This window comes from Pseudomonas sp. PK-RTE-24, from assembly GCF_054052265.1.
Map to the genome: position 1 here is coordinate 2055333 of NZ_CM133224.1, position 14153 is coordinate 2069485.

The following is a 14153-nucleotide window of genomic DNA, read 5'->3' on the forward strand; positions in this document are numbered from 1 at the left end:
TCATTTGAAAATCGAGGCCTGCATGTCATTCGATCTCGCCGCACGCCTTGCTGCCCGTCGTGCCGACAACCTTTATCGCCACCGCCCGCTGCTCGACTCGCCGCAAGGCCCGCAAGTCGTGGTTGACGGCCAGCCGCTGCTCGCTTTCTGCAACAACGACTATCTGGGCCTGGCCAATCATCCGCAGGTGATCGAAGCCTGGCGCGCCGGCGCTGAACGTTGGGGTGTCGGCGGTGGCGCGTCCCATCTGGTGATCGGCCACAGCAGCCCGCATCACGCGCTGGAAGAAGCGCTCGCCGATCTGACCGGGCGCCCACGCGCGCTGCTGTTCACCACCGGCTACATGGCCAACCTCGGCGCGGTCACTGCGCTGGTCGGGCCGGGCGATACGGTGCTCGAAGACCGGCTCAATCACGCTTCGTTGCTGGACGCGGGCCTGTTGTCCGGCGCGCGTTTCAATCGCTATCTGCACAACGACGCCGAAAGCCTGGGCAAACGCCTGGAGAAAGCCACCGGCAACACGCTGGTGGTCACCGATGGCGTATTCAGCATGGACGGTGACATCGCCGACCTGCCGGCGCTGGCCCGCGCGGCCAAGGCCAAAGGCGCGTGGCTGATGGTCGACGATGCCCACGGCTTCGGCCCATTGGGCGCCAACGGTGGCGGCATCGTCGAGCATTACGGCCTGAGCCAGGACGACGTGCCGGTGCTGGTCGGCACCCTCGGCAAAGCCTTCGGCACCGCCGGGGCCTTTGTTGCCGGCAGCGAAGAGTTGATCGAAAGCCTGATCCAGTTCGCCCGCCCGTACATCTACACCACCAGCCAACCGCCGGCGCTGGCCTGCGCGACGCTGAAAAGCCTCGAGCTGTTGCGCAGTGAACACTGGCGCCGTGAGCATTTGCAGACACTGGTCCGCCAGTTCCGCCACGGCGCCGAGCAGATCGGGCTGGAGCTGATGGACAGCTTCACGCCGATCCAGCCGATCATGATCGGCGATGCCGGCCGCGCGGTGCGGCTCTCGCAAATGCTCCGCGAGCGCGGCTTGATGGTGACCGCGATCCGTCCACCGACCGTGCCGGCCGGCAGCGCGCGGTTGCGCGTCACGCTGACCGCCGCCCACAGCGAGGCGCAGGTGCAACAGTTGCTGGAAGGGTTGGCAGATTGTTTCGCCCGATTGTCGTTGGAGCCAAGCCATGCGTAATCGTCTGATCCTGCTGCCCGGCTGGGGCCTCGGCGTGTCGCCGCTGGAACCGCTGGCCGCAGCATTGCGCGGCCTCGACGAACATCTGCAAGTCGAGATCGAACCGCTGCCGGAGCTGGACTCCGCCGACCTTGAAGACTGGCTCGACGAACTCGATGCGCGCATTCCGCAGGAAGTCTGGCTCGGTGGCTGGTCTCTGGGCGGCATGCTCGCGTCTGAGTTGGCGGCACGACGCGGCGAGGCGTGCTGCGGGCTGCTGACGCTGGCCAGCAACCCTGCGTTTGTCGCCCATGAGCAGTGGCCGAACGCGATGCCTGGCGAGACGTTCGATGCGTTTCTTGCCGGTTGTCAGGCCGACCCGCGTACCACGCTCAAGCGCTTCGCTCTGCTATGTGCGCAAGGTTCACCAGACCCGCGCGGCTTGTCGCGCTTGCTGCTCGCTGGCGCGCCGGCCACCGCGCCGACCGCGCTGATGGCAGGGTTGGAGCTACTCGCGCAGCTGGATACACGCCAGGCGTTGCAGGGGTTTCGCGGCCCGCAGTTTCATCTGTTCGGCGGACAGGACGCGCTGGTTCCGGCGGAAGCGGCCGGCGCATTGTTCGCGCTGTTGCCGGATATCGAAATTGGTCTGATCGAACAGGCCAGCCATGCTTTTCTGCTGGAAGACCCGCATGGAGTCGCGGGCGCGATCCAGGCTTTTCTACATGAGTGCGCTGATGACTGATCTGTCCCTTGTGCTGCCTGAGGGCTTGCCCGACAAGCGCCAGGTGGCGGCGTCTTTTTCCCGCGCTGCGGCCAGTTACGACAGTGTCGCGGAGTTTCAGCGTGACGTCGGCACGCAGCTGCTTGAGCGTTTGCCTGGGAGTTTCATGCCGTCGCGGTGGCTCGATCTCGGTTGCGGCACCGGCTATTTCACTCGTGCGCTGGCCTCGCGTTTCACCCAGGGCAGCGGTGTCGCGCTGGACATTGCCGAAGGCATGCTTGATCACGCACGGCCGTTGGGTGGCGCTGAGCATTTCATTGCCGGCGATGCCGAAAGGCTGCCGTTGCAGGACGCGAGCTTCGATCTGATTTTCTCCAGCCTTGCAGTGCAATGGTGCGCCGACTTCGAGGCGGTGCTCAGCGAAGCCTTTCGCGTGCTTAAACCGGGGGGGATTTTTGCGTTTGCTAGTCTTTGTACAGGGACGCTGTTCGAGTTGCGTGAGAGTTGGCAGCAGGTCGACGGGCTGGTGCACGTCAATCGCTTCCGCGAGTTCGCCCGCTATGAACAGTTATGTGCCGGCAGTGGCATGCGCATTTTGGTGCTGGAGAATCAGCCGCACGTGTTGCATTACCCGGATGTGCGCAGCCTGACTCATGAGTTGAAAGCGTTGGGCGCACACAATCTGAATCCCGGGCGGCCGGGCGGTTTGACCGGACGGGCGCGGATTCTCGGGCTGATCGACGCGTATGAGCGGTTCCGTCAGGCGTCGGGGCTGCCGGCAACGTATCAGGTGGTATACGCCGTGTTGGAGAAACCTCTATGAGCGCAGCCTATTTCGTCACCGGTACCGACACCGATGTCGGCAAAACCACCGTTGCTGCCGGATTGCTCCATGCGGCGCGGTCGGCAGGCTTGAGCACGGCGGCGGGCAAACCGGTGGCATCGGGTTGCGACGTCACGCCCAAAGGCTTGCGTAATTCTGATGCCTTGGCGCTGCTGGCCGAATGTTCGTTGCCGCTGACTTATCAACAGGTCAACCCGGTGGCGTTCGAGCCAGCGATCGCTCCGCATCTGGCGGCGCGCGAAGCAGGTGTAGCGCTGACGGTGCAATCGCTGCTGGCGCCGATGCGCGGGATTCTGGCGATGAACGCCGATTTCACCCTGATCGAAGGCGCGGGCGGCTGGCGTGTGCCGTTGGCCGATCAGGACAATCTCTCTGACCTGGCGATTGCACTGAAGCTGCCAGTGATTCTGGTGGTGGGCGTGAGGCTGGGGTGCATCAGTCATGCTTTGCTGACCGCCGAGGCCATTGCCCGCGATGGTCTGCAATTGGCGGGGTGGGTGGCGAATATCATCGATCCGAAAACTTCGCGGCTGGAGGAAAACCTCGCGACCCTGGCCGAGCGCATTCCCGCGCCATGCCTGGGCCGGGTGCCGAAACTCAAGGCGTTGAGCGCCGAAGCGGTCGCCGAGCATTTGCAACTGGATTTGCTCGACTAAGCTTTTGCCTATGAACAGGCACTGTGCCATTAGTGTTTTTGACGGGTGTTTTGCTGGCGCGTCTGCTTCAATGGCGAGCATTGATCCTTTGCAGGGATGAGAGTGACTATGGAAATCTCCGGCAACACAGCTTTTTATGCGGGACTGAGCTCGATTCAGTCCGGGCAGAACCGCGTCGATCAGGCTGCCAGCCAGATCGCCAACAACACTATCGAACGTTCGGTGACCAGCCAGTCGTCCGAAGTGCAGGTCAATCGCCTGCGCGGTGTGGATCGCGCACAAGAATCGGATCTGGCGAGCAATATCGTCGAGCTGTCGCAGGGCAAGATCCAGGCAGAGCTGGGTGTGAAGGTGGCCAAGGCATCCGACGAAGTGCTCGGGACGATCATCGATACTTTCGCCTGATTGAGTTTGTTGTAGACCCCGAAACGCCGCGCCCTGTCGCGGCGTTTTTCGTTTAAGTCCTTCTTGCTCAACTAATCTTTTTACAACGCCCGTGGCTTATATCAAGTCGCGGCGATTTGTCGTCTCCGGCATTTGGAGAGCGTGATGACGAACGGCAAAAGATCGATGCTTGACAAGATTTCGGCGTAAACGTATGTTTCAAACAACTGTTTGACCGTCACAACAATTCAACACGGTCGTTCATTCCCGGTTACATCAGCAGAGGTTTATCGCTATGCCTGACTACAAGGCCCCCTTGCGTGATATTCGCTTCGTTCGTGACGAACTGCTCGGCTACGAAGCGCACTATCAGAGCCTGCCAGCGTGCGCAGACGCCACGCCGGACATGGTTGACGCCATCCTCGAGGAAGGCGCCAAGTTTTGTGAGCAGGTACTGGCGCCGCTGAACCGCGTGGGCGACATCGAAGGCTGCACCTGGAGCGAGTCCGGCGTGAAAACCCCGACTGGCTTCAAAGAGGCGTACAAGCAATTCGTCGAAGGCGGCTGGCCAAGCCTGGCGCACGACGTTGAGCACGGCGGTCAGGGCCTGCCTGAGTCGCTGGGTCTGGCGGTGAGCGAAATGGTCGGCGAAGCCAACTGGTCGTGGGGCATGTACCCAGGTCTGTCGCACGGTGCGATGAATACCATCTCCGAGCACGGCACCCCAGAGCAGCAGGAAGCCTATCTGACCAAACTGGTCTCCGGCGAATGGACCGGCACCATGTGCCTGACCGAACCGCACTGCGGCACCGACCTGGGCATGCTGCGCACCAAGGCCGAGCCTCAGGCCGACGGTTCCTACAAAGTTTCCGGCACCAAGATCTTCATCTCGGCCGGTGAACACGACATGGCCGACAACATCGTCCACATCGTACTGGCGCGTCTGCCGGATGCTCCGGCTGGCACCAAAGGCATCTCGCTGTTCATCGTTCCAAAGTTCCTGCCAAACGCCGATGGCACCATTGGCGCGCGCAACGCAGTGAGCTGCGGTTCGCTGGAACACAAGATGGGCATCCACGGCAACGCCACTTGCGTGATGAACTTCGACGGCGCCACCGGTTACCTGATCGGCCCGGCGAACAAAGGTCTGAACTGCATGTTCACCTTTATGAACACCGCTCGCCTCGGTACCGCACTGCAAGGTCTGGCTCACGCCGAAATCGGCTTCCAGGGCGGTCTGAAATACGCTCGTGATCGCCTGCAAATGCGCTCGCTGACTGGCCCGAAAGCGCCGGACAAAGCCGCTGACCCGATCATCGTCCACCCGGACGTGCGCCGCATGCTGTTGACCATGAAGGCGTTCGCCGAAGGCAACCGCGCGATGGTCTACTTCACTGCTAAGCAGGTCGACATCGTCAAATACGGCGTCGATGAAGAAGAGAAGAAGAAGGCCGACGCACTGCTGGCGTTCATGACCCCGATCGCCAAAGCGTTCATGACCGAAGTCGGTTTCGAAGCCGCCAACCACGGCGTGCAGATCTACGGCGGCCACGGTTTCATCGCCGAGTGGGGCATGGAGCAGAACGTTCGCGACAGCCGCATTTCGATGCTGTACGAAGGCACCACCGGCATCCAGGCCCTCGACCTGCTCGGCCGCAAAGTGCTGATGACTCAAGGCGAGGCTCTGAAAGGCTTCACCAAGATCGTCCACAAGTTCTGCCAGACCAACGAAGGCAACGAAGCCGTCCAGGAATTCGTCGCGCCGCTGGCTGCACTGAACAAGGAATGGGGCGAGCTGACCATGAAGGTCGGTATGGCTGCCATGAAAGATCGCGAAGAAGTCGGCGCGGCCTCCGTGGATTACCTGATGTACTCCGGTTATGCCTGCCTGGCCTACTTCTGGGCAGACATGGCACGTCTGGCTGCGGAAAAACTGGCTGCCGGCACCAGCGACGAGGCGTTCTACACCGCCAAGCTGCAAACCGCGCGCTTCTACTTCCAGCGCATCCTGCCGCGTACCCGTACGCACGTGGCCACTATGCTGTCGGGTGCTGGCAACCTGATGGACATGAAAGAAGAAGACTTCGCACTGGGCTACTAAGCCTTAACGCAGTCTGACGAAAACCGCTGCTCCCGTTAGGGGGCAGCGGTTTTTTTGTTTGCGGATCGCTCAGATAGTCGAGCTTCCGGCCGTTACAGAGACCGTGTGTGATCTGGATCACATTGTATGGGCTTGGCCGCACTTTGCAGGCACAATGCCATCTCTTTGCTATGACGGGTCGGAGCTTACCCTTGCCGCGTTCTTCCGCTGTACGTTTCAGCCATTTCCTGCCATCACTGCTGTTATTGCTTGCGGGGCTGGCGGCTGCGTACGTCAAAGACCTCAGCGTATTCTTCACGTCACTGTTCAACGTCCTGCCGACATTGGTTCTGCTCCTCGGTGGCGCGTATTGCGCGGTGTACCGACGTCAGCGCGAACTGTTTCTGATGCTGACGGTGTACATCGCCTACTTTCTGCTGGACACCCAGACAGATTTCTACCGCGACAACGGCAAGGTCCGCGAAGACGCTGCGGTGGTGTTTCATCTGGTCTGCCTGTTGTTGCCGCTGTTGTTCGGGCTGTTCGCCGCATGGCAGGAACGTACCCATCTGTTTCAGGACATGGTCGCGCGCTTTGCCGTGCTGCTGGCATTTGGCAGCGTGGCGCTGGGACTGGAGCAAAGTTACCCACAGGCGCTGCTGCTGTGGTTGTCGGAGATCCGCTGGCCGGCGCTGCATGGGGCATGGATGAGTCTCATCCAGTTGTCCTATCCGGTGTTCATCTCGGCCTTCCTGCTTCTGGCCTGGCAATACTGGCGCAACCCGCGCCCGTTGCACGCGGCGCAACTGGTTGGCTTGCTTGGTGTGTTCTGGATGCTGCCGAAGACCTTTATTCTGCCGTTCACCCTGAACATCATGTGCAGCCAGGTGATGCTGATGATCGCCGCCGCCGTTGCGCATGAGGCCTATCAAATGGCCTTCCGCGACGAGCTCACCGGCCTGCCGGGACGACGTGCGCTCAACGAACGCATGCAGCGACTGGGGCGCAACTATGTGCTGGCGATGAGCGACGTCGATCATTTCAAGAAATTCAACGACACCCATGGCCACGATGTCGGTGACCAGGTGCTGCGCCTGGTCGCCAGCAAACTGTCGAAAATCAGCGGTGGCGGTAGGGCGTATCGCTACGGCGGTGAGGAATTTGCCTTGGTGTTCGCAGGCAAGACCCTTGAGGAGTGCATGCCGCACCTGGAAGTGATCCGTGAATCGATCGCCTCCTACAGCATTCAGTTACGCAACCAGGAAAACCGCCCGCAGGATGATCAGCAAGGTCGCCAGCGGCGCAGCGGTTCCGGGGCTTCGGCGGTGTCGGTGACGGTGAGTATCGGCGTCGCCGAACGTGTCGAGCAGCGCACCCCTGAAGAAGTGCTCAAGTCCGCCGACCAGGCGTTGTACAGCGCCAAGGGCGCCGGGCGTAACTGTGTCATGGCGTTCGGGCAGAACCGCCGTGGCGCGGTGCGCATGGACGCTGCTGCGGGTTGAGTGATGACGGCGCATTCAGCGCCTGCACAGTGATTGTCGCGCGTGGTCGCCAGCAGTAGGTTGAACAAATCTGCTGACGGAGAAGCCACCATGCCCGAGTACAAAGCTCCCCTGCGCGACATGCGCTTTCTGATCGATCACGTCTTCGACTTCCATACCAACTACGCCACTCTCGGCGCGCATGACGCCAGCCCGGACATGATCAGCGCGATCCTCGAAGAAGGCGCGAAGTTCTGCGAGAACGTTCTGGCACCGCTCAATCGCAGCGGCGACGAAGAGGGCTGCCATTTCGACAACGGCGTGGTGACAACGCCTACAGGCTTCAAGCAGGCCTTCGCACAATATGTAGAGGGCGGCTGGCATGGATTGGCGGCCGATCCGGCTTACGGTGGCCAAGGTTTGCCGAGTTCGCTGGGGCTGGTGATCAGTGAAATGGTCGGCTCCAGCAACACGTCCTGGGGCATGTACCCCGGCCTGACCCACGGCGCGATGTCGGCGATCCACGCCCACGGTACCGCCGAGCAGAAAGACACCTACCTGAGCAAACTCACCGCTGGCCAGTGGACCGGCACCATGTGCCTGACCGAAGCCCACTGCGGCACTGATCTGGGCATCATCAAGACTCGCGCGGTGCCCCGGGCCGACGGCAGCTACGCGATCACCGGCAGCAAGATTTTCATCTCCGCTGGTGAGCATGACCTGAGCGACAACATCATCCATCTGGTCCTGGCCAAGCTGCCGGACGCACCGGCCGGAACCAAGGGCATTTCCCTGTTTATCGTGCCCAAGTTTCTGCCCGATGCAGCAGGCGAAGCGGGTGAGCGCAACGGCGTTTCCTGTGGCTCGATCGAGCACAAGATGGGCATCAAGGCTTCTGCTACGTGCGTGCTGAATTTCGATGCCGCCACGGGTTACTTGATCGGCGAGCCGAACAAGGGCCTCAACTGCATGTTCACCATGATGAACCACGCGCGGCTTGGTACTGGCATGCAGGGGCTGTGTCTGGGCGAGGCGAGTTTTCAGGGCGCGATCAAGTACGCCAATGACCGCCTGCAGATGCGCGCCCTGACCGGTGCCAAATCCCCGGAAAAACCTGCCGACCCGATCATCGTTCACCCCGATGTGCGACGCATGTTGCTGACCATGAAAGCCTTCAACGAAGGCAACCGCGCGCTGACCTATTTCACTGCGCAGATGCTCGATGTTGCGCACCTGAGCAGCGATGCCGATGCGCGTCAGGAGGCCGAAGACCTGCTGGCGTTCCTCACGCCGATCTGCAAGGCGTTCATGACCGACACCGGGCTGGAAGTGACCAATCACGGCATGCAGGTATTCGGCGGCCACGGCTTCATTCGTGAGTGGGGCATGGAGCAACTGGTGCGCGATTGCCGGATTGCGCCGATCTACGAAGGCACCAATGGCATTCAAGCGCTCGACCTGCTCGGGCGCAAGGTGCTGGGCAGTCAGGGCAAGCTGCTGCGCGGCTTTACCAAAATCGTCCACAAGTTCTGCGCAGCGAACGCCGAACATGCGCAGCTGGGCCGCTTCGTCGCGCAACTCAACGGGCTCAACCAACAGTGGGGCGACCTGACCATGAAGGTCGGCATGGCGGCCATGAAGAACCCGGACGAAGTCGGTGCTGCGTCGGTGGATTATCTGATGTACAGCGGCTACATCATCCTGGGCTACCTGTGGCTGCGCATGGCGTTGGTTGCTCAGGCACAGCTGGAGGCGGGCGAGGGTGAGGCTGATTTCCTCAAGGGCAAACTGGCGACGTGCGAGTTCTACTTCAAGCGCTTGCTGCCGCGTACGGCTGCGCATCAGGCGGCGATCGAGGCGGGGAGTGATTGTTTGATGAATCTGCCGGCGCAGGCGTTTGCTTTGTAGAGCAGATCGAAAGATCGCGGCGATCTTTTTCCGGTGACCAAAAATAACAAATCAGTCACCGGTTGACCCTATGTGTCGCAAAAGTTGTTGAGGTACACTCCGGATCAACGAAAACATCATTCCACGAACCACCTGTTTAGATCTTGCGAGGTTTGCCATGGCTGACTACAAAGCGCCGCTGCGCGATATGCGCTTCGTCCTCAATGAAGTGTTCGAAGTCGCCAAACTCTGGGCCGAGCTGCCGGCGCTGGCCGAGACCGTCGATGCCGAAACCGTTGAAGCGATTCTCGAAGAGGCCGGCAAGGTCACCAGCAAAAGCATCGCGCCACTGAGCCGTGCTGCTGACGAGGAAGGTTGCCATTGGGCGGACGGTGCCGTCACCACGCCGGCCGGTTTCCCACAGGCCTATCAGACTTATGCTGAAGGCGGCTGGGTCGGTGTTGGCGGCGATCCGGCCTACGGCGGCATGGGCATGCCCAAAGCCGTGTCGGCGCAGGTCGAAGAAATGGTCAACTCCGCCAGCCTGGCGTTCGGTCTGTACCCGATGCTGACCGCCGGCGCCTGCCTGTCGATCAATGCCCACGCCAGTGAAGAACTGAAAGCTGCGTACCTGCCGAACATGTACGCCGGCATCTGGGCCGGTTCCATGTGCCTGACCGAGCCGCACGCCGGCACCGACCTGGGCATCATCCGCACCAAAGCCGAACCTCAGGCCGACGGTTCCTACAAGGTCAGCGGCACCAAGATCTTCATCACTGGTGGCGAGCACGACCTCACCGAAAACATCATTCACCTGGTACTGGCCAAGCTGCCTGACGCGCCGGCCGGTCCGAAAGGCATTTCGCTGTTTCTGGTGCCGAAGTTCATGGTCAATGCCGACGGCAGCCTCGGTGCGCGTAACCCGGCCAACTGCGGTTCGATCGAGCACAAGATGGGCATTCAGGCCTCGGCGACCTGCGTGATGAACTTCGACGAAGCCGTGGGTTATTTGGTCGGCGAGCCGAACAAAGGCCTGGCCGCAATGTTCACCATGATGAACTACGAGCGCCTGGGTGTTGGTATTCAGGGCCTGGCCACGGGCGAGCGCTCTTATCAGAACGCTGTTGAATATGCGCGCGACCGTCTGCAGAGCCGTTCGCCGACCGGTGCGCAGAACAAGGACAAAGTCGCCGACCCGATCATCGTCCACCCGGACGTGCGACGCATGCTGCTGACCATGAAAGCCTCGAACGAAGGCGGCCGTGCGTTCTCCACGTATGTAGCGATGCAACTGGACACCGCCAAGTTCAGTGAAGACGCGACCACCCGCAAGCGCGCGGAAGATCTGGTGGCGTTGCTGACGCCGGTGGCGAAAGCCTTCCTGACCGACCTGGGTCTGGAAACCACTGTCCACGGCCAGCAGATTTTCGGCGGCCACGGCTACATCCGCGAGTGGGGCCAGGAGCAACTGGTGCGTGACGTGCGCATCACCCAGATCTACGAAGGCACCAACGGTATTCAGGCGCTGGACCTGGTCGGGCGCAAGATCGTTGGCAGTGGCGGCGCGTTCTACCAGCTGTTCGCTGACGAGATCCGCCATTTCACCGCAACCGCCAGTGCTGATCTGGGCGAGTTCACCAAGCCGTTGAACGATGCCGTCGACACCCTCGACGAGTTGACCGCGTGGCTGCTGGACCGGGCGAAAAACAATCCGAACGAAATCGGCGCGGCCTCGGTCGAATATTTGCAAGCGTTCGGCTACACCGCTTACGCCTACATGTGGGCGTTGATGGCCAAAGCCGCGCTGGGCAAGGAAGCGCAGGAGGATTTCTACGCGAGCAAGCTGGGCACCGCGCGCTTCTATTTCGCCCGTCTGCTGCCGCGTATCCACTCGTTGAGCGCGTCGGTCAAGGCCGGTAGCGAGTCGCTGTTCCTGCTGGATGCGGCACAGTTTTGATCCTGTAGACGTCATGTAAGCATTTGCTTACGTGACGTGCTGCTGTTCTCCCATATCCGTATATTGGATCCACGGCTAATCTACATTTCATGGACGTCGCGCAGGAAGCGCAAAGTAAACAACACGGACACGTAGGATTCTGCCAGGGTGGCGGAGTGAAATGGATGTCAGGGAAACAGTCTGCAAAGCCCCGCTTCGGCGGGGTTTTCTTTTGCCTGAAGAAAAGTTTCAGGCGAGCGGATCGAGGGGCTGCTTGGTTTCGCGATCGATCACCTCTTCAAGCAATGTCCGCAGCAATGCCAACGAGGCCTGCTGGCGTTGTAAATCACGGCACACCAGGCCAACTTGCAACGGCACCCGTGGTTCGCTCAGCGGTTTCCATAGCAGATCTTCATCGTCGTATTCCTTTTGCGAACGTCCCGGCAGCACCGTCGCCAGCCGGGTGTGCGGCAGGCTGTCGAGAATCCCCAGCATAGTGTTCAACTCGGCCTGCACCTGCGGGCGTCGTCCGAGGCTGGTCAGTTGTGCCTGCCAGATCTGTCGGATCTGGAACTCTTCGCCGAGCAGCAACATGGGCAGCTCTGCAGCCTGGCGCATCGAGACCTTCTTGAACTCGCGCAAGGGATGGTCCGCCGGGATGACCAGCGTCAGTTCATCTTCGTATAGCAACACACCGTGCAGACCGGGTTGGCGCGGTGGCAGATAGCTGATGCCGATGTCCAGGGAACCATTGAGCAGACGCCGTTCGATTTCCAGCCCCGTCAGTTCATAGATTTGTACCACCAGATGCGGCTGCGCCTTGCGCACACGCTCGAGCATCTGCGGCACAAGGCTGGTGTGCACCGTTTGCAACACACCGATCGCCAGTGTGCGCAGTGCCTGACCCTTGAAACTACCCAACGCCTCGCGCGCCCGCTGCAAGCCATCGAGCAATGGCAACGCGTGGTTGTACAGCGTATGCGCAGCGAGGGTCGGCAGCAGGCGTTTACTGCTGCGTTCGAACAGGGTTACGTCGAGGTTCTGCTCCAGCTGACGGATCTGTTGCGACAGCGCCGGTTGCGAGATCGACAAGCGCTCAGCCGCACGGCCGACATGGCCTTCTTCGTAGACCGCGACGAAATAACGCAGTTGTTTGAAATCCATAAGTAGCGCTTATCGAAATGGCTGAGAAATCGAAATGGCCTGAAGCCGTTTGCGCGCCTAGTCTAACCGCATTCACAAGGCTTGCAGGGCCAGAAAGCGTGACGAGTTCCATTTGCTTCGTTCGTGATTACATAGGCAGTTCAAAAAACCTCCAGCGAGGTTTTTCCGCATGAATCTGTTCAGTTTGCGGCGTCAGACGCCGAGTCTGGATGACCTCTGCTTCGAGGCGGGGCCATCCGCTATGACCGACCATCTCAATGCCCAACGCCTGATGCCCAGCGTCGATCGGCCGCAACAAGTGTTCGTTCGCGGCCAGGGTTCATGGCTATGGGACAGCAACGATCGCGCCTACCTCGACTTTTCCCAGGCCGGCGGCGCCAACAGCCTTGGCCACAGCCCCACGGCGCTGGTCAAAGCCATCGCCAATCAGGCCCAGGCGCTGATCAATCCAGGCTGCAATCTGCACAATCGCGGCATGCTCAGCCTCGCCGAGCGTCTGTGCGCCAGCACGTCCAGCGAACAGGCGTATCTGCTCAACAGTGGCAGCGAGGCTTGTGAGGCGGCGATCAAACTGGCGCGCAAATGGGGGCAGCTGCATCGCGGCGGCGCCTCGCGGATCATCATGGCTGAGCAGGGTTGTCATGGCCGCAGTCTGGCGACGATTGATCGAGTGCCATTCAACGACCTGCCGGCGCTGCATGCGGCGGTGGACGCGCAGACCGTGGCGATCATGCTGGAGCCGATCCAGAGCGATGCCGGGGTCATTCCCGCGACCGGGCACTACCTCAAAGGGGTCGAGCGACTGTGCCGTGAACTGGGCATTCTGCTGATTCTCGACGAAGTGCAGACCGGTATCGGCCGCTGCGGCAGCTTGCTCGCCGAACAGTCCTACGGTATTCGCGGCGATATCGTCGTGCTCGGCAAAGGCCTCGGCGGCGGCTTGCCGCTGGCGGCCTTGCTGGCGCGAGGCAAGGCCTGTTGTTTCGCCATCGGCGAGCTGAGCGGCACCCATCACGGCAACGCATTGATGACGGCGGCCGGTCTGGTAGTGCTCGACAGCATCCATGACCGCAGCTTTCTCCAGCAGGTTAACGACAGCGGCCAGCATTTGCGCGAAGGCCTTGCGCGACTGGCGCACCGCTACGGCCACGGCGAGTTGCGCGGCCAAGGCCTGTTTTACGGGTTGACGCTGTCCGACGAATGCGCCGACGCCGTCGTCCATGCCGCACTTCACGAAGGCCTGATATTGAACGCCGCGCAGCCTGACTGCCTGCGCTTCACCCCGGCCCTCACTGTCAGCAAAGCCAACATCGACGAAATGCTCCTGCGCCTGGGCCGCGCCTTCTCGCGAGTGCGCACCGCCCAAGTGCAATGTCGCAAGGGCATTGCCGTGTGAGCTGAGCAGCCCCAACCGATTACCCGAACCGTCTCGCGGTATAACGCACGCCCCACGCCTGATTCTTTTGGCGTGGGGCGTTTTTTTGTGGTGCTGGCGATCAAATAGCAAGCGTAATGAACCCTGACGAACGGCGCGTGTCGATTAGCTTGTATGGCTCAAGTGAGCCAACCCCCATTCAGGAGCTGCCCCATGGATTTCATTCGTATCATCATCGCTATTCTGTTGCCGCCACTGGGCGTGTTTCTGCAGGTCGGGTTTGGCGGGGCGTTCTGGCTGAACATTCTGCTGACGCTGTGCGGCTACATTCCAGGGATCGTGCATGCGGTGTATATCATCGCCAAGCGTTGAGTCCAGTGGCGTCTGATCAATAGCTATCGCGGGCAAGCCCGCTCCCACAGTGTTATGAGTGATCACAATT

Annotated in this window: 12 protein-coding genes; 11 read left to right on the top strand and 1 reads right to left on the bottom strand. The window is 61.0% G+C overall.

What is annotated here, in order from left to right:
* The first annotated feature begins 22 nt into the window (after nt 1-22).
* From bioF to ACV8MC_RS09130, 9 genes are all read left to right on the top strand, one after another.
* Entirely contained in the window at nt 23-1201 is a 1179-nt protein-coding gene (gene bioF, locus ACV8MC_RS09090) for an 8-amino-7-oxononanoate synthase (protein ID WP_457265070.1), read from the top strand.
* Complete coding sequence (locus ACV8MC_RS09095; protein WP_236167663.1) at nt 1194-1925, top strand: alpha/beta fold hydrolase; 732 nt, start codon at nt 1194-1196, stop codon at nt 1923-1925. Before bioF ends, ACV8MC_RS09095 begins: the two co-directional genes overlap by 8 nt.
* Nucleotides 1918-2727: a malonyl-ACP O-methyltransferase BioC gene (gene bioC / locus ACV8MC_RS09100; protein WP_150743548.1), complete on the top strand. Its 810-nt coding sequence runs from the start codon at nt 1918-1920 to the stop codon at nt 2725-2727. The genes ACV8MC_RS09095 and bioC overlap by 8 nt, the downstream gene beginning before the upstream one ends.
* Nucleotides 2724-3404 carry a dethiobiotin synthase gene (gene bioD / locus ACV8MC_RS09105; protein WP_041476721.1) on the top strand — a complete coding sequence of 227 codons (681 nt, stop codon included), beginning with the start codon at nt 2724-2726 and terminating at the stop codon, nt 3402-3404. The genes bioC and bioD overlap by 4 nt, the downstream gene beginning before the upstream one ends.
* 108 nt (nt 3405-3512) lie before the next feature.
* Entirely contained in the window at nt 3513-3809 is a 297-nt protein-coding gene (locus tag ACV8MC_RS09110) for a hypothetical protein (protein WP_016772865.1), read from the top strand.
* Nucleotides 3810-4083: 274 nt separating this feature from the next.
* Nucleotides 4084-5889 carry a phenylacyl-CoA dehydrogenase gene (locus ACV8MC_RS09115; protein ID WP_024014564.1) on the top strand — a complete coding sequence of 602 codons (1806 nt, stop codon included), beginning with the start codon at nt 4084-4086 and terminating at the stop codon, nt 5887-5889.
* A 191-nt stretch (nt 5890-6080) separates the two neighbouring features.
* Nucleotides 6081-7370 carry a GGDEF domain-containing protein gene (locus tag ACV8MC_RS09120; RefSeq protein ID WP_039757672.1) on the top strand — a complete coding sequence of 430 codons (1290 nt, stop codon included), beginning with the start codon at nt 6081-6083 and terminating at the stop codon, nt 7368-7370.
* Between the two features lie 90 nt (nt 7371-7460).
* Nucleotides 7461-9257, top strand: a complete 1797-nt coding sequence (locus ACV8MC_RS09125) for an acyl-CoA dehydrogenase C-terminal domain-containing protein (protein ID WP_252878998.1) — start codon at nt 7461-7463, stop codon at nt 9255-9257.
* A 157-nt stretch (nt 9258-9414) separates the two neighbouring features.
* A complete protein-coding gene (locus ACV8MC_RS09130; protein WP_041476717.1) occupies nt 9415-11193 on the top strand; it encodes an acyl-CoA dehydrogenase C-terminal domain-containing protein in 1779 nt (592 codons plus the stop codon).
* 228 nt (nt 11194-11421) lie between these two features.
* Here the strand turns inward: ACV8MC_RS09130 and ACV8MC_RS09135 are convergent, their stop codons facing one another.
* Entirely contained in the window at nt 11422-12336 is a 915-nt protein-coding gene (locus tag ACV8MC_RS09135; protein WP_423662581.1) for a LysR family transcriptional regulator, read from the bottom strand.
* A gap of 169 nt (nt 12337-12505) precedes the next feature.
* Between ACV8MC_RS09135 and ACV8MC_RS09140 the strand changes: the two genes are divergently transcribed.
* Nucleotides 12506-13732, top strand: a complete 1227-nt coding sequence (locus ACV8MC_RS09140) for an aspartate aminotransferase family protein (RefSeq protein ID WP_095181399.1) — start codon at nt 12506-12508, stop codon at nt 13730-13732.
* Nucleotides 13733-13924: 192 nt separating this feature from the next.
* Nucleotides 13925-14083 (top strand): YqaE/Pmp3 family membrane protein, encoded by a 159-nt coding sequence (locus ACV8MC_RS09145; protein ID WP_003228885.1) that lies wholly within the window; start codon nt 13925-13927, stop codon nt 14081-14083.
* The last annotated feature ends 70 nt before the right edge of the window (nt 14084-14153 follow it).

What these genes read in the sequence shown, in the direction of transcription:
- bioF (WP_457265070.1), top strand. Translation starts at nt 23, where the DNA reads ATGTCATTCGATCTCGCCGCACGCCTTGCTGCCCGTCGTGCCGACAAC.
- ACV8MC_RS09095 (WP_236167663.1), top strand. Translation starts at nt 1,194, where the DNA reads ATGCGTAATCGTCTGATCCTGCTGCCCGGCTGGGGCCTCGGCGTGTCG.
- bioC (WP_150743548.1), top strand. Translation starts at nt 1,918, where the DNA reads ATGACTGATCTGTCCCTTGTGCTGCCTGAGGGCTTGCCCGACAAGCGC.
- bioD (WP_041476721.1), top strand. Translation starts at nt 2,724, where the DNA reads ATGAGCGCAGCCTATTTCGTCACCGGTACCGACACCGATGTCGGCAAA.
- ACV8MC_RS09110 (WP_016772865.1), top strand. Translation starts at nt 3,513, where the DNA reads ATGGAAATCTCCGGCAACACAGCTTTTTATGCGGGACTGAGCTCGATT.
- ACV8MC_RS09115 (WP_024014564.1), top strand. Translation starts at nt 4,084, where the DNA reads ATGCCTGACTACAAGGCCCCCTTGCGTGATATTCGCTTCGTTCGTGAC.
- ACV8MC_RS09125 (WP_252878998.1), top strand. Translation starts at nt 7,461, where the DNA reads ATGCCCGAGTACAAAGCTCCCCTGCGCGACATGCGCTTTCTGATCGAT.
- ACV8MC_RS09130 (WP_041476717.1), top strand. Translation starts at nt 9,415, where the DNA reads ATGGCTGACTACAAAGCGCCGCTGCGCGATATGCGCTTCGTCCTCAAT.
- ACV8MC_RS09135 (WP_423662581.1), bottom strand. Translation starts at nt 12,336, where the DNA reads ATGGATTTCAAACAACTGCGTTATTTCGTCGCGGTCTACGAAGAAGGC.
- ACV8MC_RS09140 (WP_095181399.1), top strand. Translation starts at nt 12,506, where the DNA reads ATGAATCTGTTCAGTTTGCGGCGTCAGACGCCGAGTCTGGATGACCTC.
- ACV8MC_RS09145 (WP_003228885.1), top strand. Translation starts at nt 13,925, where the DNA reads ATGGATTTCATTCGTATCATCATCGCTATTCTGTTGCCGCCACTGGGC.